Origin of the sequence: Niallia sp. RD1, assembly GCF_024219955.1 — a bacterium.
In the GTDB taxonomy this organism is placed as follows: Bacteria; Bacillota; Bacilli; order Bacillales; family Cytobacillaceae; genus Niallia; species Niallia alba.
Genome location: NZ_CP100420.1, coordinates 4232831 through 4257009 on the forward strand (window position 1 = coordinate 4232831; position 24179 = coordinate 4257009).

23 protein-coding genes and 1 pseudogene are annotated in these 24179 nt (G+C 34.6%); 18 read left to right on the forward strand and 6 right to left on the reverse strand.

Going from position 1 to position 24179, the window contains the following annotated elements; translation table 11 throughout:
• Window positions 1–35 precede the first annotated feature (35 nt).
• Both NKG37_RS20380 and NKG37_RS20385 read right to left on the reverse strand, forming a co-directional pair.
• Window positions 36–1130: a GerAB/ArcD/ProY family transporter gene (locus NKG37_RS20380; RefSeq protein WP_254415265.1), complete on the reverse strand. Its 1095-nt coding sequence runs from the start codon at window positions 1128–1130 to the stop codon at window positions 36–38.
• Between the two features lie 8 nt (window positions 1131–1138).
• The gene (locus tag NKG37_RS20385; protein ID WP_254415266.1) at window positions 1139–2620 is read right to left on the reverse strand and encodes a spore germination protein; all 1482 of its coding nucleotides are present in this window, start codon (window positions 2618–2620) and stop codon (window positions 1139–1141) included.
• A 738-nt stretch (window positions 2621–3358) separates the two neighbouring features.
• On the opposite strand from NKG37_RS20385, the gene NKG37_RS20390 reads away from it, so the two are divergent.
• The 13 genes and pseudogenes from NKG37_RS20390 to NKG37_RS26405 all read left to right on the forward strand — a co-directional run bounded on the left by NKG37_RS20390 (window position 3359) and on the right by NKG37_RS26405 (window position 12319).
• Complete coding sequence (locus NKG37_RS20390) at window positions 3359–3565, forward strand: DUF1657 domain-containing protein (protein ID WP_013352384.1); 207 nt, start codon at window positions 3359–3361, stop codon at window positions 3563–3565.
• A gap of 81 nt (window positions 3566–3646) precedes the next feature.
• On the forward strand, window positions 3647–4120 hold the full coding sequence (locus tag NKG37_RS20395) for a YhcN/YlaJ family sporulation lipoprotein (protein WP_066235784.1): 474 nt from the start codon (window positions 3647–3649) through the stop codon (window positions 4118–4120).
• 17 nt (window positions 4121–4137) lie between these two features.
• A complete protein-coding gene (gene spoVAC, locus NKG37_RS20400) occupies window positions 4138–4617 on the forward strand; it encodes a stage V sporulation protein AC (protein ID WP_066235783.1) in 480 nt (159 codons plus the stop codon).
• The gene (gene spoVAD, locus NKG37_RS20405) at window positions 4617–5636 is read left to right on the forward strand and encodes a stage V sporulation protein AD (RefSeq protein ID WP_061794311.1); all 1020 of its coding nucleotides are present in this window, start codon (window positions 4617–4619) and stop codon (window positions 5634–5636) included. Before spoVAC ends, spoVAD begins: the two co-directional genes overlap by 1 nt.
• Window positions 5633–5983: a stage V sporulation protein AE gene (spoVAE, locus tag NKG37_RS20410; protein ID WP_098797242.1), complete on the forward strand. Its 351-nt coding sequence runs from the start codon at window positions 5633–5635 to the stop codon at window positions 5981–5983. The genes spoVAD and spoVAE overlap by 4 nt, the downstream gene beginning before the upstream one ends.
• A gap of 11 nt (window positions 5984–5994) precedes the next feature.
• Window positions 5995–6201: a DUF1657 domain-containing protein gene (locus tag NKG37_RS20415; RefSeq protein WP_009336483.1), complete on the forward strand. Its 207-nt coding sequence runs from the start codon at window positions 5995–5997 to the stop codon at window positions 6199–6201.
• Window positions 6202–6230: 29 nt separating this feature from the next.
• Window positions 6231–7091: a DUF421 domain-containing protein gene (locus NKG37_RS20420; RefSeq protein ID WP_169188631.1), complete on the forward strand. Its 861-nt coding sequence runs from the start codon at window positions 6231–6233 to the stop codon at window positions 7089–7091.
• Between the two features lie 115 nt (window positions 7092–7206).
• A pseudogene (locus tag NKG37_RS20425) lies at window positions 7207–7713 on the forward strand (DUF421 domain-containing protein).
• Between the two features lie 352 nt (window positions 7714–8065).
• Window positions 8066–9583: a phospholipase D-like domain-containing protein gene (locus NKG37_RS20430; protein WP_224428499.1), complete on the forward strand. Its 1518-nt coding sequence runs from the start codon at window positions 8066–8068 to the stop codon at window positions 9581–9583.
• 560 nt (window positions 9584–10143) lie between these two features.
• Entirely contained in the window at window positions 10144–10458 is a 315-nt protein-coding gene (locus tag NKG37_RS26190) for a CBO0543 family protein (RefSeq protein WP_283950795.1), read from the forward strand.
• Between the two features lie 23 nt (window positions 10459–10481).
• A complete protein-coding gene (locus NKG37_RS20435; RefSeq protein ID WP_118889972.1) occupies window positions 10482–11165 on the forward strand; it encodes a DUF421 domain-containing protein in 684 nt (227 codons plus the stop codon).
• A 279-nt stretch (window positions 11166–11444) separates the two neighbouring features.
• Window positions 11445–11726 (forward strand): hypothetical protein, encoded by a 282-nt coding sequence (locus NKG37_RS20440; protein ID WP_205835613.1) that lies wholly within the window; start codon window positions 11445–11447, stop codon window positions 11724–11726.
• A 56-nt stretch (window positions 11727–11782) separates the two neighbouring features.
• Entirely contained in the window at window positions 11783–12319 is a 537-nt protein-coding gene (locus tag NKG37_RS26405; protein WP_367976438.1) for a phosphotransferase, read from the forward strand.
• A 53-nt stretch (window positions 12320–12372) separates the two neighbouring features.
• Here NKG37_RS26405 and NKG37_RS20445 read toward each other — a convergent pair whose 3' ends face one another.
• Together NKG37_RS20445 and NKG37_RS20450 are read right to left on the reverse strand one after the other, a co-directional pair.
• On the reverse strand, window positions 12373–13350 hold the full coding sequence (locus NKG37_RS20445) for a LacI family DNA-binding transcriptional regulator (RefSeq protein WP_224427944.1): 978 nt from the start codon (window positions 13348–13350) through the stop codon (window positions 12373–12375).
• Window positions 13351–13356: 6 nt separating this feature from the next.
• On the reverse strand, window positions 13357–14838 hold the full coding sequence (locus NKG37_RS20450; protein WP_101731133.1) for a sucrose-6-phosphate hydrolase: 1482 nt from the start codon (window positions 14836–14838) through the stop codon (window positions 13357–13359).
• Window positions 14839–15058: 220 nt separating this feature from the next.
• On the opposite strand from NKG37_RS20450, the gene NKG37_RS20455 reads away from it, so the two are divergent.
• A complete protein-coding gene (locus NKG37_RS20455; protein ID WP_169188635.1) occupies window positions 15059–17005 on the forward strand; it encodes a sucrose-specific PTS transporter subunit IIBC in 1947 nt (648 codons plus the stop codon).
• Between the two features lie 78 nt (window positions 17006–17083).
• Entirely contained in the window at window positions 17084–19267 is a 2184-nt protein-coding gene (locus tag NKG37_RS20460) for an alpha-galactosidase (RefSeq protein ID WP_169188636.1), read from the forward strand.
• A 182-nt stretch (window positions 19268–19449) separates the two neighbouring features.
• Here the strand turns inward: NKG37_RS20460 and NKG37_RS20465 are convergent, their stop codons facing one another.
• Window positions 19450–20637 carry an IS4 family transposase gene (locus NKG37_RS20465; protein ID WP_254414795.1) on the reverse strand — a complete coding sequence of 396 codons (1188 nt, stop codon included), beginning with the start codon at window positions 20635–20637 and terminating at the stop codon, window positions 19450–19452.
• 450 nt (window positions 20638–21087) lie between these two features.
• On the opposite strand from NKG37_RS20465, the gene NKG37_RS20470 reads away from it, so the two are divergent.
• From NKG37_RS20470 to NKG37_RS20480, 3 genes are read left to right on the forward strand one after another with little or no spacing between them, the layout of a single operon-like run.
• Entirely contained in the window at window positions 21088–21528 is a 441-nt protein-coding gene (locus NKG37_RS20470; RefSeq protein WP_016203686.1) for a MarR family winged helix-turn-helix transcriptional regulator, read from the forward strand.
• Complete coding sequence (locus tag NKG37_RS20475; protein ID WP_318010510.1) at window positions 21525–22373, forward strand: SDR family oxidoreductase; 849 nt, start codon at window positions 21525–21527, stop codon at window positions 22371–22373. Before NKG37_RS20470 ends, NKG37_RS20475 begins: the two co-directional genes overlap by 4 nt.
• A gap of 51 nt (window positions 22374–22424) precedes the next feature.
• Window positions 22425–22802 carry a hypothetical protein gene (locus NKG37_RS20480; RefSeq protein ID WP_016203684.1) on the forward strand — a complete coding sequence of 126 codons (378 nt, stop codon included), beginning with the start codon at window positions 22425–22427 and terminating at the stop codon, window positions 22800–22802.
• Window positions 22803–23314: 512 nt separating this feature from the next.
• Here NKG37_RS20480 and NKG37_RS20485 read toward each other — a convergent pair.
• Window positions 23315–23971: a DUF975 family protein gene (locus NKG37_RS20485; RefSeq protein WP_016203683.1), complete on the reverse strand. Its 657-nt coding sequence runs from the start codon at window positions 23969–23971 to the stop codon at window positions 23315–23317.
• Window positions 23972–24179 lie beyond the last annotated feature (208 nt).

A 24179-nucleotide genomic window follows, 5' to 3' on the forward strand; every position in this document is an offset into this window, starting at 1 on the left:
GAGAACACAGCAGAATAACAATTTTTTTCATTCTTTCAACTCCTTCTGGAACGAGTATTGATTTTTGATTTTATAATGGTTATTCCATACAAGAAAATCGGATAGATAAACCACAGAAAAAATCCAATTTTGCCAATTTGATCAAAAAAATAATTATTATCTACTCTTTTAGTAATTAAAAAACTGCAGATAAAAGGGATAATGGAGATGAGCCATATTCCATATTTCTGTTTTATATGAAAAATCTGTTTAATACCCATGGAAGAAATATACAGAGTGATACATAGGTTTGGAAAAATAACTAAAATCCATAATGGAACCGCAACAAATTCAAAGCGCTCAATAAATGGAAAATGGACCGTGCTAATCATGCTGACAACAGGCCATACATTCTTCTCTAATTCTTTCGCGCTAAAAAATAAAATAGAAACAACAGTTGTTATTAAAACAAGAATGGTCGTAAACCAGACTGCTATTTGACTAAACAGCTGTAGTTTATTTTTCTCCTTTATAAATGGAAAAATAAAAAATAACGTCTCGAAACCTAACATTGTATAACTGCTCTTGACAACTCCTTTCATAATTTCTGAAGGAGTTGTCGTCATAATAGGTAAAATCCTAGTTAGGTTTATGGTTTGAAGTGGTCGGTACACAACAAATAGCAGCCATATAGTCAATAAAAAGGATAAGAAGCAAACACCGGTTACTACTCTAAATCCGCCGGATACAGCATAAATGGTTAATATTAATAAAGCCAATACCCCGACCCATTCATAGACACCTTCATATCCCCATGTTAGTGACAACTCGACATGACTAATGGTAATCGAATAATGGACGGCAATAAAGTAAATGACAATAAGGAAGTTAAAAATACTACCAATCAAGCGTCCGAATATATGTTCATGAATTTCAAAAAGAGTACCACCTTCATTTTTTTTTAGGATAGAAATCATTAACCATGTAATCAAGCTAACGAATAAACCAGATAGTAAAATGGATATCCAAGCATCTTTTTTTGATTCTAGATACACAATTCTTGGAACTTCAAGAATTCCCATACCAATTTGCGAAGTGTGTATGATATAAAACGCCATAAAGGCGTTAACAAATCGTATATTTGATTTCATTTTGCACCTCAAAATTCATCTAAATCTGTTATATTTCTTAATCGCTCCTTCAGGCGAATGGAGTCTTTTGGTCGATTTACTAACGGTCGCCTCATATAAAAATGGTGGGGGAGACGTATTAAAAAATATTGCAAATCTTTCATTCTTAGCGGATATAGAGGTGCAAGATAAGGTTTATTTAAAGAAGTTAATTTTAACAAGTGAACCATTAGAATACATATACCAAAAATGATTCCATTTAACCCCCAAACACCTGCTAAAATAATGATTGGAAATCTAGCAATTCTGACAGCAGTGCCCATTTCATAAATAGGAGCCGAAAATGCCCCTAATGCACTAAATGCAACAATGATAATTAAAATATTGCTAGTTAATCCTGCCTCAACCGTTGCTTGGCCAATGACAATACCTCCTACAATTCCCATTGTTTGTCCTACTTTTGAAGGAAGGCGGGCACCAGATTCTCTAAGTAACTCAATTAACAATTCTAGTAAGAGTGCTTCTAATAAGGGCGGAAAAGGAACTTGTGAACGTGATTGTCCAATGATAAATAACAATTTAGATGGTATGAGTTCAAAATGATAAGTCATGGCAGCCACATAAATGGCTGTTAAAAAAATAGAACCTACCATAGCAAAAAATCGGATAAAACGAATAAATGTACTTAAAGACCATCTCAAATAGATATCTTCTGTTGATTCGAAAAATGAGAAAAAATTAGCAGGACCTATAATCCCTACTGGGCTACCATCTATAAAAACACCAATTCGCCCGTTTATAATCGAGTAGATGAATCGATCGGGCAGCTCTGTTAATATAAATTGTGGAAAAAAAGAGTAATGATTATCTTCTAGGCATTGAGCCAAAACGGCACTGTCAATTATATTATCCGTTTTTAATTGTTTAATCCTTTCCTTAAGTGTCTGAAGAGTGTCATCGTTCGCAATATCTTTTATATATACAATTCTTACTTGCTTTTGAACGCGTTCCCCAATCTTTATTTCATCCGTGCACAAATTATAATCATTTAGATTTTGTCTGATTATCTTAACGTTAGAAGTTAATGATTCAGTGAACGAAATTTTAGGTCCATATACTAACGATTCTGTTTCTGCTTTCTCAATAGAGCGTTCAATGGGATTTGCGCAGTTCACCATGAATCCCTTTTTCTCTTCTAAGAAATAAATATAAGCAAATCCATTTAATAGGGAAGAGATAACTTCTTGTTCCTCTATATTTACCATTATTTCTTCTATAGGAATGTTTTTCATTAAATAGGTGTAATGTAAGTATTCTACAGAAAGTTGTTCAATGTATTTAATGACATATTCATTTAGAATCTCTGGCTTAATTAAATTCTTCATGAAAATAATATGAATCCCCACTTGTCCAGCTTCAATCTTTCGACAATTCAAGTCGGGTGATTCATTAAGAATCGATTTAATTTTTTCATAACCTGGCAAGCTCTCATTATTATTACGCTCTGTCATTCTTATCATTTCCTTCAACGTTTTTTATAGTGTCTGTTAAAAAAATTATTTTATACAGAATATGGATAGAAGGATCGTAGAACCAATACATCATAATGGACAGCGTTAAACCATTATTGTGTCTAGTTTAAGAGGTTGGTTTCTTGTCAGTTATTACCCTTTTTCTCTCAGATTAATCCCAAATTTTATTTCTTCAATGTCCTTTTTTGGTTTTAACGTTAAACGTTGAAAGGATTTCCTTTTTTGTTTTGTTGTCATTTTTTCACCTTCTAAAATGTATGAAAAATTTGATGTTTAATAACAAAACAGTTCCTTTTTATGTATTAGACAAACCTTAATACGGCGACAAATGCATGCGTTTATCTTTGTTATTACATTTTCAATGTTAAATACCCATAAATAGGATGATTAAGAGGGAGAAACTCTTAAAACTTTGGGATAATATCCGAAAAATGGGAAAAATATTAGTCCTTTCAGGAAATACAATCATCTTATTTTATAAAGGTAGGGGTGTAAAAGAAATTGAAGTTGAGAAAAGAAAAAATGAAAAGTTATAAGAGCTATTGCTGTCAACGAGAAATAGAAGAAATGATGGGGATATGGAAAAGGGGTTATTATCGAAAAAATGGAGCTATACGTCAAAAATAATTTAGATTTAAATTTCCCAAAAATCATTGAATAAAAAATTCTCCATAAAGCAAAATAAAAGAGTAAAAAAAATTCAAGGAGGAAATTATCATGACAGTAATAAATGACGTTAAAACAGCTCTAGCAGGATTGAAAAGTGCTCAAGCTAGCTTTGAAACATTTGCTCTTAGTACAGATAATCAACAAGCTAAGCAACTTTACCAAGATGCAGCTAAGCAAACCCAATCCGTTGTAGACAGCATTGAACCACGTGTTCAACAAATCGAACAAGAAGAACCTCAATACAAACAACAGTAATTAGTAAGGCGAAAAAAGGTTGGCCTCTTAACCAACCTTTTTTCAGCTGTTCAAATAATGAAAAAAAATGGAGGTGTTTTTTTGAAAGATAAAATAACCACATTGAAAAACCTACTTTTTATTATAATGGTCATTGGTTTCGCATCAGGATGTAATGGTAATCAAAATGAATTTACTCAAGGTAATAGTACTTTTGGTATTTCACAAGTACATACAAGTAAGCCAATTGATCAATCCGTTGCCAATCATGCGAAAGAAAAGATAATTGCCAAGGAAGATATTACAGACGTAAAAGCTGTGAATACTGATAAAGAGCTTATGGCAGCGATTAAAGTTGAGAATTTTGATCGATTTCGATTAAAGAGTATCGAGAAGTCAGTAAAATCCGACTTAGAAAAAAAGTATCCCGACTATAAAGTTTTTGTTTCGACTGATAAAAAAATATTCTGGGAGCTTGAAAAGGTCGAGCAAAGACTGAAAAAAAACGATATGAATAAGAAGAACTTAAAAAATGATTTGAACAAACTGAAAAGTCTTATGAAGGAACAAACCTAAAGAGGAAGGATCGAGTTATGTCTAACAATCAAAAGAAACAACTTACTCCTGTGCAACAGGAATATCAAAAATTGCAAAAACAACGAGAGATCAAAAGACCGGTTGTTAAAAATTGTATTAAGGCCTTTTTAACCGGTGGACTTATTTGTTTGATTGGTCAGCTTATTTCAGACTTTTACATTTATTATTTCGATTTTACTGAGCAAACGGCCGGAAATCCGACGGTGGGTACGTTAATTTTTATTACAATGCTTCTTACTGGTTTTGGCGTATATGATCGAATGGCCCAATTTGGTGGGGCTGGAACAGCTGTACCTGTAACAGGTTTTGGCAATGCGGTCATATCACCTGCCATTGAACATCGAACCGAAGGATTTGTACTGGGCGTAGGCGGCAATATGTTTAAACTAGCCGGTTCTGTCATTTTATTTGGTGTGTTTTCTGCTTTTATCATTGCCTTAATTAAAACAATTTTAATCAGATGGGGTGGTTTATAATGCTAGCAGGTCATCGTACATGGATCTTCGAACAAAAGCCTGTCATTATCTCCACTGGAACCGTTGGTGGACCATTTGAAGCCAATGGTGCTATCCCAGATGATTTCGATACTCTTCATGCTGATTTATGGCTTGGGCAGGATTCCTATGAGAAAGCACATAAAATCCTTTTTGAAGAGGCTTGCCAAAAAGCCATGGAAAAAGGGGGCATACAAAAGGATCAAGTTCAATTTATCCTAGCTGGGGACTTAATCAATCAAATCACCCCAACAAGTTTCGCTAGCAGAACGATTGGAGCTCCTTATTTTGGCTTATTCGGTGCTTGCTCTACCTCGATGGAAGGACTGGCTCTAGGTGCTTATATTGTAAATACAAAAGGAGCGAAATATTTGTTAACAGGAGCTTCCAGTCATGATACAGCTGTTGAAAAACAATTTCGGTATCCAACTGAGTATGGTGGACAAAAGCCACCTACGGCACAATGGACGGTTACTGGTGCAGGTGCAGCCCTATTAAGTGATTCTGGGGAAGGACCTCATGTCACATCTGCCACAATTGGTCGTGTAATCGATATGGGATTGACAGATCCATTTAACATGGGAGGAGCTATGGCGCCAGCTGCGGTTGATACCATTGAAGCCCATTTAAAGGAACGAAATGTTGAGCCATCTTATTACGATTTAATTGTAACCGGTGACCTTGGCCAAATCGGACAGGAAGTGTCCATGGATCTATTTAAAAAGCATGGAACTCCTATTAGTGAAGAACAATACCAGGATTGTGGCCTTATGATTTATCGGGAAGGACAACCCGTTCTTGCAGGAGCAAGCGGTGCAGGCTGTTCAGCAACGGTAGTTTATGGGCATTTATTAAACCGCATGAAAAAAGGTGAATTTAAACGAATGTTAGTTGTGGCTACAGGTGCTTTGCTTTCACCGTTGTCCTTTCAGCAAAATGAAACAATTCCTTGTATCGCCCATGCAGTGTCAATTGAATACGGAGGTGAACAATTAACATGATCTATTTTTGGGCTTTTGTCGTAGGCGGTTTAATTTGTATCATTGGGCAAATTATGTTTGATGTATTTAAATTGACACCAGGTCATACCTTAAGTGCTCTTGTAGTGATTGGGGCTCTTTTAGATGGATTTGGACTATACGAGCCTTTGATTGATTTTGCTGGGGCAGGGGCTACCGTTCCGATTACAAGTTTTGGGAATTCGCTTGTTCATGGTGCGATGCAGGAAGCAGAAAAACATGGGTTAGTTGGTGTACTGACAGGAATGTTTGAAGTAACTAGTTCTGGTATTTCAGCTGCCATTGTTTTCGGCATGATAGGAGCTTTAATTTTTAAGCCAAAAGGATAAGGAGAATTAGGATGACAGTAGGATCAGATGTTAAACAGTGTTTTGCCAGTCTAAAAGGGGTAGAAGCAAGTCTCTCAAGTTTAGCATTACGGACTCTTGATGATGAATCGAAGCGAACTTTGCATGAGGCTATGATGGTAGTACACGAAGTAACAAAAGATTTAAAAAAAAGAGTAGGAGAACTAGAAGGAGAGGAACTTCAGTACAAAGGTTTCTAGAAAAACTATATTTACAGGGGGTGTAAGCAGTGCCTGAATGGTTAGATATAGCTGTACGCTCAGCATTATTTGTTGCTGTTTTATTTTTCATTACAAAATGGTTAGGGAAAAAGCAAATTTCAGAACTATCTTTCTTTGAATATGTCACCGGTATGTCTATTGGAAGTATTGGTGCAGAAGTGGCTACGGGACTTGAACGGAAGATTTTTCACGGAATTATTGGAATTGTCATTTTTGCGGCTATTCCCTTTTTCACTGGTTTAATTTCCTTAAAAAGTAAAGGTTTTCGCAATTTTATAGAAGGAAAAGCAACTGTATTTATCAAAGATGGGAAGATTATGGAAGATAATTTAAAAAAGGAAAGATATACGACAGATGAACTGTTAGAGCTACTTCGCAGGAAGGATGTCTTTCAAGTCTCTGATGTAGAATTTGCTGTTTTAGAGGCAACAGGTGATTTATCTGTGATGCTAAAGAAAGAAAATCAACCTTTAACAGCAAAGGATATAAACTTGAAGGTTGCTTCAATCAAGGAGCCTCAGACCATTATTATGGATGGTACAATAATGGATGAACCACTAGCCACGATTGGACGAAGTCGGGCTTGGCTACAAACTGAATTAGAAAAACTAGGGGTAACGATTGAAAATGTATTTCTGGGACAGGTTAATTCTTACGGAGAGTTAACGATTGATCTGTTTGACGATAAATTACAAGTCGCCCCCCCACAAGAAAGACCCTTAATTCTTTCAACCTTGAAAAAATGTCAAGCAGACTTAGAACTATTTGCTCTTGGAACGGAATCAAAAGACGCCAAACAAATGTATAGGTTAAACAGTGAAAAATTACAAGAAGCCATTGATAAAGTGACCCCTATTTTAAAAGGATAAGGATTTAGCTTAGATTCATACATGACGAAAAAAAGATACCATTTTTAATTGAAATAAGTTTAAAAACCTTAGTCCAATTTCGGACTAAGGTGAATTTTTTTACGAGGTGTTAGAAGTGTCTATTTTTTTAGTTAAAGTTATTTTTATCTATATTGTGTTTATTGTAGCAGTAAATATTTTAGGGAAATCAGCTCTATCCCAACTTACCCCTCATGATTTTGGAGCGATTCTTTTTTATCTTAATCGAAATTTAAAGGAAAGTAGATATCCTTTACCTGAGCTGTTGTCTAATTTAAGAACAACAGGATATCCGGATATTCACGATAATGAATATGCGATTTTGGAAGCAACAGGTGAAATTAGCATTTTTCCAAGAAAAGAATTAGTTCCTATTACTCCAAAAGATTTACATATGAAAGTGGAATACCGCGGATTACCCATAGTCGTTGTCATTGAAGGGAAAGTGCAAAAGCGTAAATTAAAATTTATCAACAAAAATGAAAAGTGGTTAAAGGAAGAACTAAAGGCAAAGTGATATCTTCAAATCAAAGATTTTTTTTATGCTGCTGTTAGAGATACCGATCATTCATTAAACATTAACAAAAAAGATGTTAACGACTAATTTTAAGACGATTTCCTCCCAATATAAATTAATGTTTTCTCTTATTTACTCCTTATTGCATTTACCAATTTCATTTTCCAAATTTATAAAAAATTATACCTATATTTAGGAATTTACCAGATGGTAATTTTCAAAATCACTAAGTCTCTAGTTAGGACAGTGCCCAGATCATTAAGCCTTTCTTGATGTCAGAACTTTCCCAACCTTAATTCTCTTTTTTTCGTTCTTAATATCTTATACAAGTTCTTATAAAGGTAGTCCATAATATATAACAGACAATCCCTTCATATTCCATACGTATACTGGTTACATAGTTTGTACATGATAAGAGAAACAGAAGGAGGGATTCCAGTTGGAGTGGATTTTTTATCTATACCTGTTAAATACGTTCTTTATCTTATTCATAGCAATTTGGGAAGTTCGTCGGCCTGCCAAGGCTTTGAATTGGATAATAATCGTCCTTTTTTTACCTGTCATTGGTTTCTGGCTATATCTTAGCATATCAAACCCTAAGTTTATTCATCGAAAAAGATTGACCTGTTCTAAAAATGAATCTAACAAATTACCTGAGACATTCGGTGCTTCAGCATCGGTAATTGCCAATGCTTTACGGCATTTCACTGTGAATGGGCTTCGAATGGGCCAAGTCCAAGTGTTTAACAATGGGATAGCAAAATATGAACAACTTATCGAATCCCTACAAAAAGCCCAAGAAACCATTGATCTGGAATATTTCATCTATCGGAACGACCAAATTGGTAATCGAATCACAGAACTGCTAATCGAAAAAGCATTAAATGGAGTGCAGGTTCGTTTTATGAGAGATAGCTTGGGGAGTTATAAATTCCCGCGTGAAAAAATCCGGCAGATGGTTGAAGCAGGGATAGAATGCAGGACAATATTTCCTCTGCGATTTCCCTGGATTTTGTCCAATTGGAATTATCGGGATCATTGTAAGATTGTGACGATTGACAGAAAGGAATCCTTTACTGGCGGTATGAACGTTGGGTATGAATATACAGGATTAAAGCCAGACGTAGGATTTTGGAGGGACACTCATTTGCAAATTATAGGGGAAGCAACAGGCGACTTGCAGACTATCTTCGACGTTCATTGGAATATCGCTGTACCAGAACGGATAAAGTCAAAAACAAAATCTGAGGCAACGAAAAAGGCCACTAAAATCCCAAAATATAAATCAAAGGAAATCAATCCAACCGGCAGCATAGATCTTTCAAGATGGCCTGCCGAATTCGGATCTGAGTTATGGCCTATAGAAGGTAAAACAGACAATACCCAAACAAAGACAGGAGAATTGCAAAAAGCGTACATCCATACGTTGGAAGGAAACCCTGGAATTCCTACCCCAGTTATTCGTCAAGCTTACTTTATATGTATAACACAGGCGACCAAGACTATTGATATAACAACACCCTATTTTGTACCAGAAACGGATATTATCATGGCATTAAAGACAGCAGTAACTCGTGGTGTCCGTGTAAGATTGCTGGTTCCTCGCCACAATAATCAAAAAATCGTGGGTCTTGCAAGCCGTACTTATTACGGAGAACTTATAGAAGCTGGAGTTCAAATCTACCAGTACGACAAAGGAATGATACATGCGAAGGTGTTGACCATCGATGAGGAGATTGCTGCCGTAGGCTCAGCAAACTATGATATGAGAAGTTTTCGCCTGAATTATGAGGTGTGTCAAGTCGTGTACAGTGCTGATGTGGCAAGGGAACTCACAGAGCAGTTCGAGAGGGATCTTACTGATTCTGTACCATTAAGAATTGAAGACTTGTTGCAACGATCCCTGACCGAGCGCATTGTTGAACAAGGTGCTCGTCTGCTTTCTCCATTATTATAAGTTGATGTATCCTATTTTTATTGTTCTATCTTAAATCTAGATTTAACTTTGTTTTTAATATATTTCTGACTTATTAAAAAAAGTCGAAAACCCGTGTATTATAAGAACTTCCAACATGGTTTTTTTCTTATTTACGATGGAAATTCATTACTAAAAAACGGTAATACTAAAAAGGCAGCTCAAAGAGTTTGAATTCAAAAATATCTGTTACCTTTTCATTTAAATATAGAGGTGATATCAATAGATAATATATTTGAAAATCTTAAGGAAATACATTTATTAGAAGATAAGCTCTATCATTTAGAATTAAATGGTTGGCTAAAAATGAGTTTTTAACTTGGGAATGGTGGATACTAGTCGTTTTTTTAGTTGTGCCTTGGGTTATATGGGCTAAACTTTTTAACTTGGGAATGGTGGATACTAGTCGTTTTTTTAGTTGTGCCTTGGGTTATATGGGCTAAACTTGTTAAACGAGACATTATTTTAGAAATTTTGTTATTTGGTACCATAATTATCTTGACAACAACCTTATTAGATGTAGTTGGTGCACAATACAGTTTTTGGGATTACCCATTGCATTCCTACCTTTTATTCCTAGGGCCTTTCCTTTTGATTTTTCAATGGTACCTGTAGCTTACATGTTGTTATATCAATATTTTAGAAGATGGAAATCTTTTATTTTAGCCCAGATCATTATGGCACTAACATATGCCTATATAGGTGAACCCTTTTGCGAGTGGGTCAAACTTGTTAATTATTTAGAGTGGAGATACAGATATTCATTCATATATTACATCATGGTTGGAATTGTAACTCGAGCTTTAATACTAAAACTAGCCTCTTTATCTAAACCTCAAGATCTTACAACTAAGTAAAATTTAAATTGGAGGAAAAAACGTTGGAAGAAGTCAATATTGGTTTACTGACGATCAAAGTCATCGTTGGTTTTGCCACTTTATTTTTTATCATTATCATAACAGGCAGAACATCCATCTATCAGTTAACCCCGTTTCACTTAGTTTTTGTGTTAGTACTTGGAGATTTATTAGGAAATACCATTTATGAAGATAAGGTAGGGATTTTTCATTTTTTATATGCCATCGGATTGTGGACGTTTCTTATGTTGGGAATAGAGTTTATGACTCTAAAAAATAAATCGACACGTTCTCTCTTATTAGGCAATCCTAACATCATCATTCGAGATGGTGTTATGGACAGAAAGTTACTTACAAAGAACAAATTGGATGTAAATCAAGTATTGAGTATACTCCGTCAAAATAATGTCTTTTCAGTTCGCGAAGTCAAATACGGTATATTGGAAGCTAATGGGCAAATAAGTTTATTATTAAAATCCAAGTATCAAAAACCAGACAAGCAAGATCTCAATCTTCCAGAAAGTCCAGTAGACCTCCCAACATCGTTAATTATAGATGGGGAAATTTTATGGGATAATTTACATGAACTCGGATTTGATCAACAGTGGTTAGATAACCAATTAACTACCAATGGATATGATAATGTAAAGCGTATACTTTACGCAGATTGGCGAGAGAGTGAAGGCATACATGTAAGTCCTAAATAAAATTTGTTAGGATAAGAGCACATCAATTTTCTTGGTGAATATAAACTTTAGTCTTCAACAATCAGGCGCTTTAATGAAGTAACTAAAGCCTAATTTTTCACTTATAACACCGAGAAATTAGACTTTTTATATTTTGGTTTCCTTAACGTTGTAAATCCGCATTTTCCTGACGCTACCCCTAAATGGAGCCCTTTAGCACCATTACAATATGAGACAAATGAAAACGGAGTGGTACCAGGAAAAAGGTGGGAAGATGGGAGCGGTGAATATACTCCCAGTATGGATACAAGAATTTTTCAGTTGAGAATAACAGGGCTAACAGACAATTTAATAGATGACTTAATAAGTAGAGAACGGTTTACTTATAGCAGAGAAGACTATGTGCAAATAAAGCATTCTGATTTTGATCTGTTAATAGTGCATGAGGATCCGGAATTTAGTTTGAAAGAAGTATTTGCTTCTAGAGGAAATATCGTCATGTATGTACGGTATTGGGGATATGCAGATGTAAATACTTTAATAGAAAATGTAGACGGGAAAATAGCTTTGATGCTTGATTAATTAAAAATAAGGAGAATGCAAAATGAATAGGTGATTTTCTAACGAAATTACATAGTATTCATTTATTAGAATTAGAGGGAACAAATCTAACAACCATCCACACATTAACGTATTGGAAAGACTTATACGGTAACATTAAGAAAGAATTATTTCCTTTTTTAAGCAACCAACAACAAGAACAAATTAGCCATATATTTGATGATTTCCTAGATGATTATCCAGATTCACTTAATAAAAAAGTAGTTATTCATGGTGACTTAACCATATCAAACATAATTTATCAGGAACGAAAGGAGAGGATAACTGGTGTCATCGATTTTACTGATGCTCAAATAGGAGATCCCGCCTTTGATTTTGCAGGAATCTATTGGTCGTTTGGCCCAAAGTTTACAAGAGATGTATTAGCTCATTATCAATCTACGGAGCCATCGGAATCATTGTTTGACAGAGTTAGTAAATTTTACGGATTACAACCAGTTTTTCATAATTTACTTTATGCCATTAGCAATAAACAAAATATAGACTGGAACTCAGCGTTAGCAAGATTTTCATTTCTTTATCATTACACATTTGAAAAGGAGAAGAAACAATAAAAGAATAATGGATATCGTATCTGATAAAATAAATGGGCAAACGAGATGAAAGATCAACTTGTTTGCCCACTTATTAGTTTTACGGGAATTTCATAACGATCCTCTTGATTATTGTCTCCTTCTATCTTCTGTATAAGTAGTTCTACACAAAGTTTAGCTAATTCTCCGAGAGGCTGTTTGACAGTAGTTAGTTTAGGAAAATAGTTTTCAATAAAAGAGGTTCCATCATAACCAACAAGTTTAAAGTCTTTAGGTGCTGATAAACCAAGTTTTTCCGCTTCATTTATAACTAAAAGAGCTTTCATGTCATCTGAGCAAAAGATTCCTTCTGGCTGTTCTGACTTAAGCATTTTAGATATCTCTACTGATTTTCTTAAGGGAGTAAAGCTTCCGTTTATTGAAATTACTTTGGGATCTAAACCAGCTTTATTCATCTCATCTATATACCCTTTAGTACGCAAGTGGGTTGGCGATTTAATATCATTGCTTCCCGTTAACATGATTATTTTTTGAATACCGTGGTTTATTAAAGAACGAGTAGCTAAAACACCACCTTGATAATTGTCACTGCTCACAATCGGTATACTTGATGCAAGAAAACGGTCAAAACTAATAATAGGTGCCTTGATATTTGTATAATCATCATGGTTTAGATTATGAGCACCAGCAATTATTCCTTCCACTTGATTTGCTTGGAGCATCTGAATATATTCACGTTCTTTATCCGAATTATGTTCACTATTGCATTGAATTGTCTTATATCCCATATTAAACAGCTCTCGCTCTAAGTGATCGATTAGTTCTGCATAAAACACATTATTCAAGGCAGGGAAGATTAATCCTACTAGTTTTGTGGACTTCCCTTGTAAACTGCGCGCTAGATTATTGGGATGATAATGAAGCTCTTTCATCGCTTCATGAACTTTAGCTATTGTTTTTTCTGAAAGATAGCCTTTTTTATTGATAACACGGCTTACCGTTGTAGGACTCACTCCAGCTAACTTGGCTACATCGGTTAATTTTGCAACCATTTTATTCTACCTCTTCTGATTATTTAGTCTCCATAGTTTTCCGCTGAGATCTATTTTAGAATGAAGGTAAACAAATGTTTGTGATTCATCTGGAAAAACACGCCCAGAAATAACCCGTTCACCCTCATTTACAAAGCACTCAAAAACAGAAGTATCAGCAAATAGATTTATTTTCATTTCTTCCTTTTTGGTAACAAACGCTTCTCGTTTAAAGCCATATTCTTCTCCAAAGCGCTCGCCTGCAAATTCTCTATCTACAGAAACTTTACCATTTACTGAATCGAGTGTAAAGGCTAAATAGCGGGTTTCATCAGCATTTGAAAAGAGTTTTAGTTCGACGATTTCATTTTTGGGTATCGTCAATTCTAATTCAAAACGATTGGTTTTTGTGTCAAGTGAACGATGAAATATATGCTCTATTTGACGCAAACTTTTTGTTTCATCTACTGGATATTGTTTCAGTTTACCATTATGCAAGGTCAGTTCTTTCACTAAACTCAACATACCTTGATAGCCTTCCTTATCAGTCGGATAGCTTATTTCTGGTAAACCAATCCAACTAACAGACAGAGCTCTCCCATCAGGTGCATTAAATGCCTGTGTTGCATAGACTTCAAAGCCTTCATCTAGATTTTGCAGACTTGTAGCATTGGTAATTGCTGCATTAGTAGGCTCAAATGTTTCTCCAATAATGTACATATTCGGATAGATATTTTCGTATGGGTGTATTGATTGTGATAACCCTTGTGGACAGAAAAGTAAGACAGGAACCTCCTTAATAAAAATAAGGGTAGGGCATTCAATCATAAAACCGAGCTCAGAACGAGAAAAAGTCAATTCCCCAATTAAGTTCCAGTTCTTTATATTATTTGATAATGCTTTATAGAGAAAAATAGCTCCTGTTTTATCTGATTGTTTCTGTGCACCAATAATCATATAGAATTGATTTTGATAACGAAAGATTTGGGGATCTCTAAAATGATCTGTTGTTTCTTCCGGCTGGTTAACTAATGGATTGTCAAATTTTTCGATAGTTCCGTCTGTATACATAAAAGCACCATTTTGAAAGGTAAAACGATTCCAATTATCATCTCTAACATTGCCTGTGTAAAATAGGAATAGCTTTTCCTCATCGATTGGATAAGCTGAGCCAGAATATACTCCATGAGAGTCATAATTATTGTCAGATTGTAGGGCAATCCCTTTTTCTTCCCAATGAATGAGATCTTCACTTTCTAAGTGATACCAACTTTTTAGGCCATGAGCAGCCCCGAATGGGTAGTATTGAAAAAATAGCTGCCATTTGCCATTAAAGAAAGAGAAGCCATTCGGATCATTTAATAGTCCAGTTTTTGGCTCAATATGATAGCCAGTTCGCCATTTAGAACTGGCTACTGAATTTGTTAAAGCTACCACATATTCATCATCCCATTCAGAATAAGGTTTATATCTAAGTTCCCGTGTCCATTTGCTAATAATTTCTGTCATGTAAGTTAAACTCCTCCGTTATAAATCCTTAGGTTACTTAATGGAATTTTAAAACGCCTCTAAATATATGTCAAACGTTTTCCTTGTTTTATAACAATATTTAAGAGTATTTATAAAAAAATATTCAAATATATGATAAACGTTTGACACAAAATAAAAATGGTGTTAAGTTTATCGTGCAAAAGGTTTTGAAAGCGATTTAATAGAAAGGGGAATTCACATGAAACACAGAGAAGTGGCAGAACGGATAGCAAAAGCTTTAGGGGAAAACAACTTAATTGCTGCTACACACTGCGCAACAAGACTACGCTTAGTTGTTAAAGATACGAAGCAGATCGATCAAATCTCTTTGGATGAGGATCCTGATTTAAAGGGAACTTTTAAAGCAAATGGCCAATACCAAATCATCGTCGGTCCTGGTGATGTAAATGTTGTTTATAAAGAATTAATTACTATCACAGGTGTTGGCGAAGCTACAAAAGAAGAGTTGAAAGAGGTTACGGAGAAAAAAGAAACCAATCCTGTAATGAAACTAGTAAAGCTATTATCTGATATCTTCGTACCGCTAATACCTGCTTTAGTAGCTGGTGGTTTATTGATGGCTTTAAATAATGTTTTAACTGGACAAGGTTTGTTTGGTCCACAATCGATTGTAGAGATGATACCAGGTATACAAGGTTTTGCAGATATTGTTAACTTAATGGCTTCAGCTCCCTTTGCCTTCTTGCCTATTTTAATTGGTTTTTCCGCAACAAAACGTTTTGGAGGAAATCCTTACCTTGGTGCAGCAGCAGGTATGATGCTTGTTATGCCTAATTTAGTAAATGGTTATGGCGTAGCAGAGGCATTAGCTACGGGACAGATGCCATATTGGGATGTCTTTGGCTTGCAAATTGCTCAAGCGGGTTATCAAGGTCAAGTATTGCCGGTAATTGGAGTTGCTTGGATTTTGGCAACACTTGAAAAGTTCTTCCATAAACATTTAAACAATGCAATCGATTTTACTTTTACACCATTATTATCCGTGATTATTACAGGATTTGTTACATTCGCATTTGTTGGACCTTTATTACGTGGTGTTTCAAATCAATTAACAGATGGGTTGCTCTGGTTAATCGATACGCTTGGTGGAGTAGGGTATGGATTATTTGGTTTGGGTTATTCTGCAGTTGTATTAACAGGCTTGCATCAATCCTTCCCAGCAATTGAGACACAACTACTTGCAGATATTGCCAAAACAGGCGGAAGTTTTCTTTTTCCGATAGCTTCTGCTGCTAACGTAGCACAAGGAGCGGCATGTTTAGCTATTTTCTTTATATCAAAAAATCAAAAACAAAAAGGGCTAGCATCATCAGCATCTTTTTCAGCTATGTTAGGTATAACTGAACCCGCGATGTTTGGGATTAACTTAAAATTGAAATTCCCATTTTTTATTGCTTTGGTTGCAGCTGGTATAGGAGCAGCATTCATGGGCTTTACAGGAGTACGTAATGTATCTTTAGGTCCTGCAGGATTAATTGGTTTCATTGCAATAGCTCCAAAATCAATTCCAATGTTTATGGTTGGAATATTAATTAGTTTTATACTCGCATTCGTAGCAACAATGATTTATGGGCGAAATAAATTAAAAGTTTCATCTATTAATACTGGAAGTACCAGTACAACAGAAAGAAGCACTACTCCTGTTACTAATATAGCAACAAACGAAGAAATCGCTGCTCCGGTTGAGGGGAAGGCTATTGATTTAGCTACTGTAAATGATCCAGTTTTCGCTTCAGGCGCAATGGGAAAAGGAATTGCTATTATCCCTCGAATCGGCAAAATATATGCCCCAGCTGAAGGTATTCTAACTGTTACAAACGATTCCAAACATGCTTATGGCATTCAAACGGAAAAGGGAGCAGAGATTCTTTTGCATATCGGGATAGACACAGTAAAATTAGCAGGGGAAGGGTTCAAAACCTATGTTAAGCAAGGTCAGAAGTTAAAGAAAGGGGACTTGCTTGGCGAATTTGATATCGAGAAGATTCACGAAGCCGGTTTTGATTCTACTGTGATGATAATTGTCACGAATTCCAAAGCTTATGAAGAGGTTAAAAGCATGGTCGATGCAGAACTGACTGTTGGAGAAAAAGCAATCACGTTAATCCCATCAGTAAACAAATAACCTTAAGTAATCTATGTACTAGATTATAAGAAACCAATTGAGATAGAAAGAAACAACTTGTTTATAGGAGGTATTAATTTGCCTATTTTTCTTGAAAAAGATGGAAAAACACTCCATCTACAAAACGAAATATTGAGTTATGTGATTTCAATAGAAAAAGAAAAATACGTCACCCATCGTTATTGGGGTAGAAGATTAGAAAGTTTTAATGGCAGCACCCAGCTTCAAATGATTGATCGTGGTTTTGCAACTAATCCAATTCCTGATGAGAGAGTGTTTAGCTTAAATGCACTACCTCTGGAAACAAGTACGCAACAAAGCGGTGATCACCGAATCTCGAATTATACAATACGTTCTCATACGAATCATACACGAACAGATTTTTCTTATAAGAAATTCGAAATTCAAACTGGGAAAAAGCGCATAGAGGGGTTACCCACATTAGAAGGCAAAGATTCAGAAGTTACTACACTGACTATTACCCTTTATGATGATATTCAGAAGTTGGAAATGAAGCTTTTCTATCATCTTTATGAACAACTACCTGTAATAACACGACATGTAACATTCTTAAATTACGGTAATCAAGAAGTATTCCTTGACAATGCAGGAAGTCTTCAAGTAGATATCGCGTCAACTACTTTTGATTTGTTAACTCTTTACGGGTCCCATACGAATGAGGCAAACATTAGCAGAAGGAGATTGCATAATGGTATTCAAAAAATAGAAAGTACTCGTGGTGTAAGTAGTCCACAACATCAACCATTTTTAGCACTTTTAAACCCAAATACAGATGAATTTAGTGGAGAAGCACGTGCATTTCATCTCATTTATAGTGGGAATTTTCAAGCACAAGTAGAAGTAGAACAATATGGTTCATCACGAGTACAGCTCGGCATAAATGCAGAAGGATTTTCATGGAAGCTTTCACCTGGAGGTAAATTTGAAACACCAGAAGCTGTGATGGTTTATTCTAATCAGGGATTAAATCATATGAGCAACACTTTTCATAAACTCTATCAAGAACATCTATGTCCAAAGCCCTTTCGAAATCGCGAACGACCGATTCTATTAAATACGTGGGAAGCTAATTACTTTGATATATCAGAAGAAAAATGTGAAAAATTAGCTGAATTAGCATCACAGGTCGGCATGGAAATGTTTGTTTTAGATGATGGGTGGTTCGGCAACAGAATGGATGATACTTCCTCGCTTGGAGATTGGAAGGAGAATAAGGAAAAGTTACCGAACGGAATAGCTGGCTTAGCTGAGATGGTGAGAAATAAAGGAATGAAATTTGGTTTATGGTTTGAACCAGAAATGATTTCAAGAAATAGCGAACTATTTAAAGCAAACTCTGATTGGGTTATACATAGCCCTGCATATTCACCTTTAGAAGGAAGAAGACAGCTAGTCCTAGATTTATCAAATCGTGAAGTGCAAGACTTTTTAATAAATGTATTAACAGAACATTTAGAAACAGGCAAAATTGATTATATTAAATGGGATATGAACCGTCATTTAACCGATATTGGGAGTGCAGCCTTCCCTAAAGATCAACAAGGAGAGATAAGTCATCGATATATACTTGGCTTATATCGAATTCTCGAGAAGCTAGTGAAACAATTTCCCAATGTACTATTTGAAAATTGTTCAAGTGGAGGGGGAAGATTTGATCCTGGAATGATGTATTACATGGCCCAAAATTGGACGAGCGATAATACAGATGCCTTATGTAGGACAAAAATCCAATATGGATACAGTTTGCTTTATCCTCCCATTATGATGGCCGCACATGTTTCACCTGTACCGAATCATCAAGTAGGAAGGATAACCTCTCTTGAAACTAGAGGTTTAGTAGCAATGAGTGCCAATTTTGGTTATGAACTTAACTTAATGGATGTATCAAAAGAGGAACTCACAGAAATAGAAAACCAAATATCCTTTTATAAACAGCATAGAAAACTATTTCAATTTGGGGAATTTTATCGATTAAAGTCCCCAGGAGAATATTTTGAAACGGCTTGGATGTTTAAAAATGAGGAAGAAGCAATAGTCATTTATTTTAACGGAGTAGCTCGTCCTGCTGTACCAGTAAACTATTTACCTGTTAATTATCTAGATGATTATGCAACATATAAGGAAATGGACACTGGTAGAATGTATTCTGGTAGTGAACTTAATTATGCTGGTGTAACTATTCCTCGAGTGAAAGAAGATTATAAAACCTTAATTTATCATTTTATCAAAGTTAATAGGTAAAACAATTCATATGAGACTGGGACAAGACCCAATGTCATCAAGTTAAGAAACCAGTAATTACCAGTGGTAAACCAAAATTGATGTTTATAATATTCTGATAACTAAAAAAGCCAATAGGATGCCCGGGAAGTGCCTATTTAATTTTTTTGGCATTTCCCTGATTTTCCTATTTGTTCGTTTTGTTAGATAGCTGGTCGTTGTCCAAATCCATGTTTATTCGCATTTAGCCCTCTGGAACGTTTAAATTTCCTTCCAGGTCTAATTGGGACTCTATTTCGCTGAACTTCGTTCAGTAGGTCTTTATACATCTTTTTTCTTCGCCTTTGACTTGGTTCAATGATTAAACAAATGAGCTTATCTTTTAGTGCGCCAATTAAAATATTGGTGTTAGTTTTATATTTGTGCTTTAAGTCTTTATCCTTCTGATCCTCGGCGATGATCACATCTGACTCATGCTTTAGTAGGGAAGCCATGTTGCTTAAAAATAAAGCAGCATAAAACTCTTGTTCAATCGTCTGTTTTGTTTCGCCTGAGAATCTTTCAATCTGTATTTTGTTTTTTAAGACATCGTATTTTGTTTCGATTGACCATCGTTTAAAGTACAACTCTTTAAAAGCCGGAATATCAAAAGACTCATCTAATATATTCGTTATAAGTAATTCATCTTCTCCAGAGCCTAATGGGATACGGACCGCACGCAAACGCATGACGTTGCTTTTATACTTGAGTTCAATGACCTGATCAGGGATCCCTTCTTTTATAGCGGCTCGGTAAAAATTAACTGGCGTTCTAACAACAAAATTCACTTTATTCTTCAAAAGATAGTGAAAGAAATATTGAGATGGATACCCACGGTCAAAAAGAAAAAGGTCGTGGTTAGAACGCAGTTCTAGGAAACTATCAATTAATTCTATCGCTACTGTGCGCTCGCTATCTGTACATTTTGTGATTATCCCCTTTACAAATAAATCATTTCCGATATCATAAATAGTAGATACCATGGCTCTGGCAAGTTCCTTGCCATTGCCCTTTGATGCGCCGAAGGTATCTCTTAGCCTTTGGGAATTGGCTATTTCTATGATAGACGCATCAATCGCATATAACCGGAAGCCCTTATATTTAAAGGAGTTATTTGTCTGATAAAACCACGTCGTAATGGTGTCAAATAACGTCTTGAAGGCTTCTGGTTTTATTTTTTTTCGCGCTTGTGAAAATCCCTGTTTACTTATAATTTCTCCTTCTTTTTTAATCAACTCAAAAAAGTCATTCAACTCAATCTGCAAGCTTCTCGTTACTAGATTTAGCACAAACAAAATTGTTTCTGGGAAAGTCAATTTGCCTCCTTTACGTGTAAAGTAGGTTGATTTCATGCGGGAATCGCACATGAAATGGAAATCGTACAATACCTCCCTACATACTTCAATCGCTTCTAAAAACTTGCTTTTTTTCAACAAAAAAACCCCATTTCGTACGAGATATACCAAGAACTGGTATTCACGCTGATTATGGAGGTGTTTCTGAAAAGTCAAGGGGTTTTTTCAATTTTATACAACAATTTTATGAATCTTTTTTAATATTTACATATTTTTACAATTTAGGTTTATGACATTGGGACAAGACCTCCTCTGAGATGAAAAAGCCGGTGGAATTTTACTCTTCGTAGGATTCCACCGGCTTTCATTATTTGATCATTGATCATTATCCTTGAAGATATCATCTTCATTACTTACCGTTACAACTTGAATATTATCTTAATTAGTAATATACTTAAAAATAAAGTATCTTAGTTACTAAAGTATTTATAAAGGAAGGTCCATTGTATGAACATCTTTGAAAATTTATTAACTTCATTAAAAAGAGCAAGTGAAGTAAGTGTTTCAATTATGAAGCCTAGAGATGAAGGAGTGATTACCCATAACTTAATGATATTTCTTTTTATGATTCAAAATAAAGGTGAAATTAGAACAAGGGAAATATCAGAGCATTTTGGTGTGACATCAGGTGCTGCAACTGGCATTGCTGATAAGCTTGAAAACTTAGGATTAATTGAAAGGAACCGAAGTAAAATAGACCGAAGAGTTGTCACTTTAGTTTTATCTGAAAAAGGAAAAAAACTTGTACAAAGCAAAAAAAGAGAGCATGTTGAGTTGTATCAATACATTTTGCATGATTTTTCTGAAGAAGAGCTATTAAACACAATACGCATGTTAAATAAGATCTCAGATAGAATAGATAGTTATAACAACAGGGGAGATATATGATGAAGATTTTAGTAACAGGTTTTACGGGAAAAGTTGGATTACAGGTTGCTAACTATTTAAAAGACATAGATATACCAATATTATGTGGGGTTCGAAATGTTGAAAGAGCTAGAGCTAAGTTTGGTGATATATATGAATACGTTAGTCTTGATTTTTCAGATCCAACTACATTTGATGGGGCTCTTGAAAATATTGACCGCATTTTTTTAATGTACCCACCTGGTGAAAACCTTCCATTCGCTACTTTTTTAGAAAAGGCAAAGGATAAAGAGATTAAACACATTACCTATTTATCGTTAAAAGACGTCCAATTCATGCCATTTATCCACCATTACAAAATGGAAAAGCTAATAAAAAGCTATAACATACCTTATACATTTGTTCGCGCCGGATATTTTATGCAAAATTTAAATGATTTTCTTTGTAAGGAAATTAAAGAAAGACAACGTATCTTTGTTCCAGCAGGTAAAGGGAAAACAAGCTTTATTGATACTAGAGATCTTGCTGAAATCTCTGCTTTAACGCTAGTTAATGAAGGAAAGCATAAAAACCAAATTTATGCCGTAACAGGGAATGAAGCTCTCGACTTTTTTGATGTTGCAAGTATAATGACCGAAGTGCTTGGAGTAAAAATTCAATATACAAACCCATCAGTCAAAGAATTTAGGGAATATATGAAGAAAATAGGTGAAGATGAAGGATTTGTAAATGTTGTCGTTGGTGTTCATATGCCGACAAAACTTGGCCTTGCAAAAGGAATTAAGCATGATTATGAAAAAGTAACAGGCAAAACGCCTACAAATATTAGAAAATATATAGAGGATTTTAAAGAGAGTTGGATCTAAGGATTAACAGCAAACACAAGAAATATTCATTATTATAGGAGGATTACCATTTTGTGGAGATTAGTAAACGGAAAATTGATTCAAGAAACAGATCAAACAAGGATTAAATTCAGAACTAATATTAGTAAAGAAATCATTAATAAATTAAATCGAATGTCTGAAGAATACGATACACATATTAATTATTTAATTGAAAACGGACTTAAAAATTTATTAACAACCGGAATTGTAGAATTCTCTAAGGAATCTAGACCAAAAGATCGTGTTCAGTATAAAACAACTTATGATAAGCAATTGCTTGAAGATGCAAAACAATTTGCAAAATCACACCAATTATATATGAATGATATCATTGAATATAGTACGAAATTTATTGATTTAACTAATATTAAAGATAAACAGTATAAGAATAGAGTAGAGAGAATGTAGTTTTACTATATTCTTATATTTATTATAACGCCCCGAACATAATATATATTATACACAGTAATTAAAATAAAAGAAAACTACGTCTCAAATCAAAGTATACTCTAGATAGTGAGACAAAACAAAAAATTTATCTTAATATAGTCTTATTTAATCACTCCGCTTTAATCCAATTCATCACTATTTTTCATATACTAAATTCATTTATTTAGTTGTTTAAATATTTAATGACAATCGATCCTTATATTAGCCGTGAGCTTATTCATAAACTTATCCATTTCTTCATTGCGTTTATAGTCATCTGAAATTTACTCCAAGTTTATAATCAGATTTCTTTTCCATTTTCCCAATACTATATAAATACTATTATTCGTTAATCTATAAGGCTATTCAGATGCTGGGCATTTCAATTTCTACACTTATTCTCTCTCTTCTAGTTTACATAACAATAAAAAACCCAGAAAACTGATTTAACATCTGCTTTCTGGGTATCTCTATAAACTATCCACTGAAATTTAAAGTGTTTCTTTATCTGCAATTAAGTCATGATAAAAAGTTGCAATAGTTGTATAGTAATATGGCGTTAACCATAAGAAACCAATCCCTAAAGATAATAGACATAAAAAGGCCCAACCAATAAAGCTTACGTTTAACAGGAAGAATTTCCATTTGTAGCCATCCATTCTTCTTCTGCTTTCTGTTATTGCTTCAAATACCGATAATTCTGGATGATCCTTTAAGATCATAAATGTCTGTGAATATGCTAGCCCTTTGATAATTCCCGGAATTAATAATAATAAAGACCATAAGAATGTAAATATACCGACCATGATAGTAGTACCAATTGCTTTTAGAGCTAATTTTGCATCCGTATATATCGTAAAAACCTGCGGAATTTCAGGACTTTTTTCTCTAACGATATCTAGATAAAACCAACTAATAGCAACAGTTAATGGGATTAAAATAACACTAATAATGGCATTTAATATGGTTGCCAGTGGTGGTGTGTAATCTTGATTAAACCAATTTACGATTCCTCCACTAGCGTAAACCTCAATCGAGAAATTTATTACCGTACTTAAAATAAAATATAGGAAAGTAAGTCCTACTACTTTTCCCCATTCCCCTTTTAACGATTGTCTTGCTTCATACTTAATTTCTGAAATTTTCAATTCATATCCTCCTTTATGTAAACAACAGCCGATCTTATTTGCTGTCCATTTCATTATAGCGATTTTTTTGGAATATTAAAGGTTTATTTGATAAATATTCCAAATATAATAATTTGATGCTCTTTTTAACGCCCTCTCTATTCCTCCTTTTTGTACTTTTCATCTATCATACGATTTTTTTATAGAAAGGTTTCACTATTTTTACGAA

Excerpts from the sequence above, each read along its gene's own strand:
- NKG37_RS20470 (WP_016203686.1), top strand. The coding sequence starts at position 21,088 with ATGAACATCTTTGAAAATTTATTAACTTCATTAAAAAGAGCAAGTGAA.
- NKG37_RS20415 (WP_009336483.1), top strand. The coding sequence starts at position 5,995 with ATGACAGTAGGATCAGATGTTAAACAGTGTTTTGCCAGTCTAAAAGGG.
- NKG37_RS20450 (WP_101731133.1), bottom strand. The coding sequence starts at position 14,838 with ATGACAGAAATTATTAGCAAATGGACACGGGAACTTAGATATAAACCT.
- NKG37_RS20385 (WP_254415266.1), bottom strand. The coding sequence starts at position 2,620 with ATGACAGAGCGTAATAATAATGAGAGCTTGCCAGGTTATGAAAAAATT.
- NKG37_RS20455 (WP_169188635.1), top strand. The coding sequence starts at position 15,059 with ATGAAACACAGAGAAGTGGCAGAACGGATAGCAAAAGCTTTAGGGGAA.
- NKG37_RS20440 (WP_205835613.1), top strand. The coding sequence starts at position 11,445 with ATGGATACAAGAATTTTTCAGTTGAGAATAACAGGGCTAACAGACAAT.
- spoVAE (WP_098797242.1), top strand. The coding sequence starts at position 5,633 with ATGATCTATTTTTGGGCTTTTGTCGTAGGCGGTTTAATTTGTATCATT.
- NKG37_RS20380 (WP_254415265.1), bottom strand. The coding sequence starts at position 1,130 with ATGAAATCAAATATACGATTTGTTAACGCCTTTATGGCGTTTTATATC.
- spoVAC (WP_066235783.1), top strand. The coding sequence starts at position 4,138 with ATGTCTAACAATCAAAAGAAACAACTTACTCCTGTGCAACAGGAATAT.
- NKG37_RS20390 (WP_013352384.1), top strand. The coding sequence starts at position 3,359 with ATGACAGTAATAAATGACGTTAAAACAGCTCTAGCAGGATTGAAAAGT.
- spoVAD (WP_061794311.1), top strand. The coding sequence starts at position 4,617 with ATGCTAGCAGGTCATCGTACATGGATCTTCGAACAAAAGCCTGTCATT.
- NKG37_RS20475 (WP_318010510.1), top strand. The coding sequence starts at position 21,525 with ATGATGAAGATTTTAGTAACAGGTTTTACGGGAAAAGTTGGATTACAG.
- NKG37_RS20445 (WP_224427944.1), bottom strand. The coding sequence starts at position 13,350 with ATGGTTGCAAAATTAACCGATGTAGCCAAGTTAGCTGGAGTGAGTCCT.
- NKG37_RS20465 (WP_254414795.1), bottom strand. The coding sequence starts at position 20,637 with ATGAAATCAACCTACTTTACACGTAAAGGAGGCAAATTGACTTTCCCA.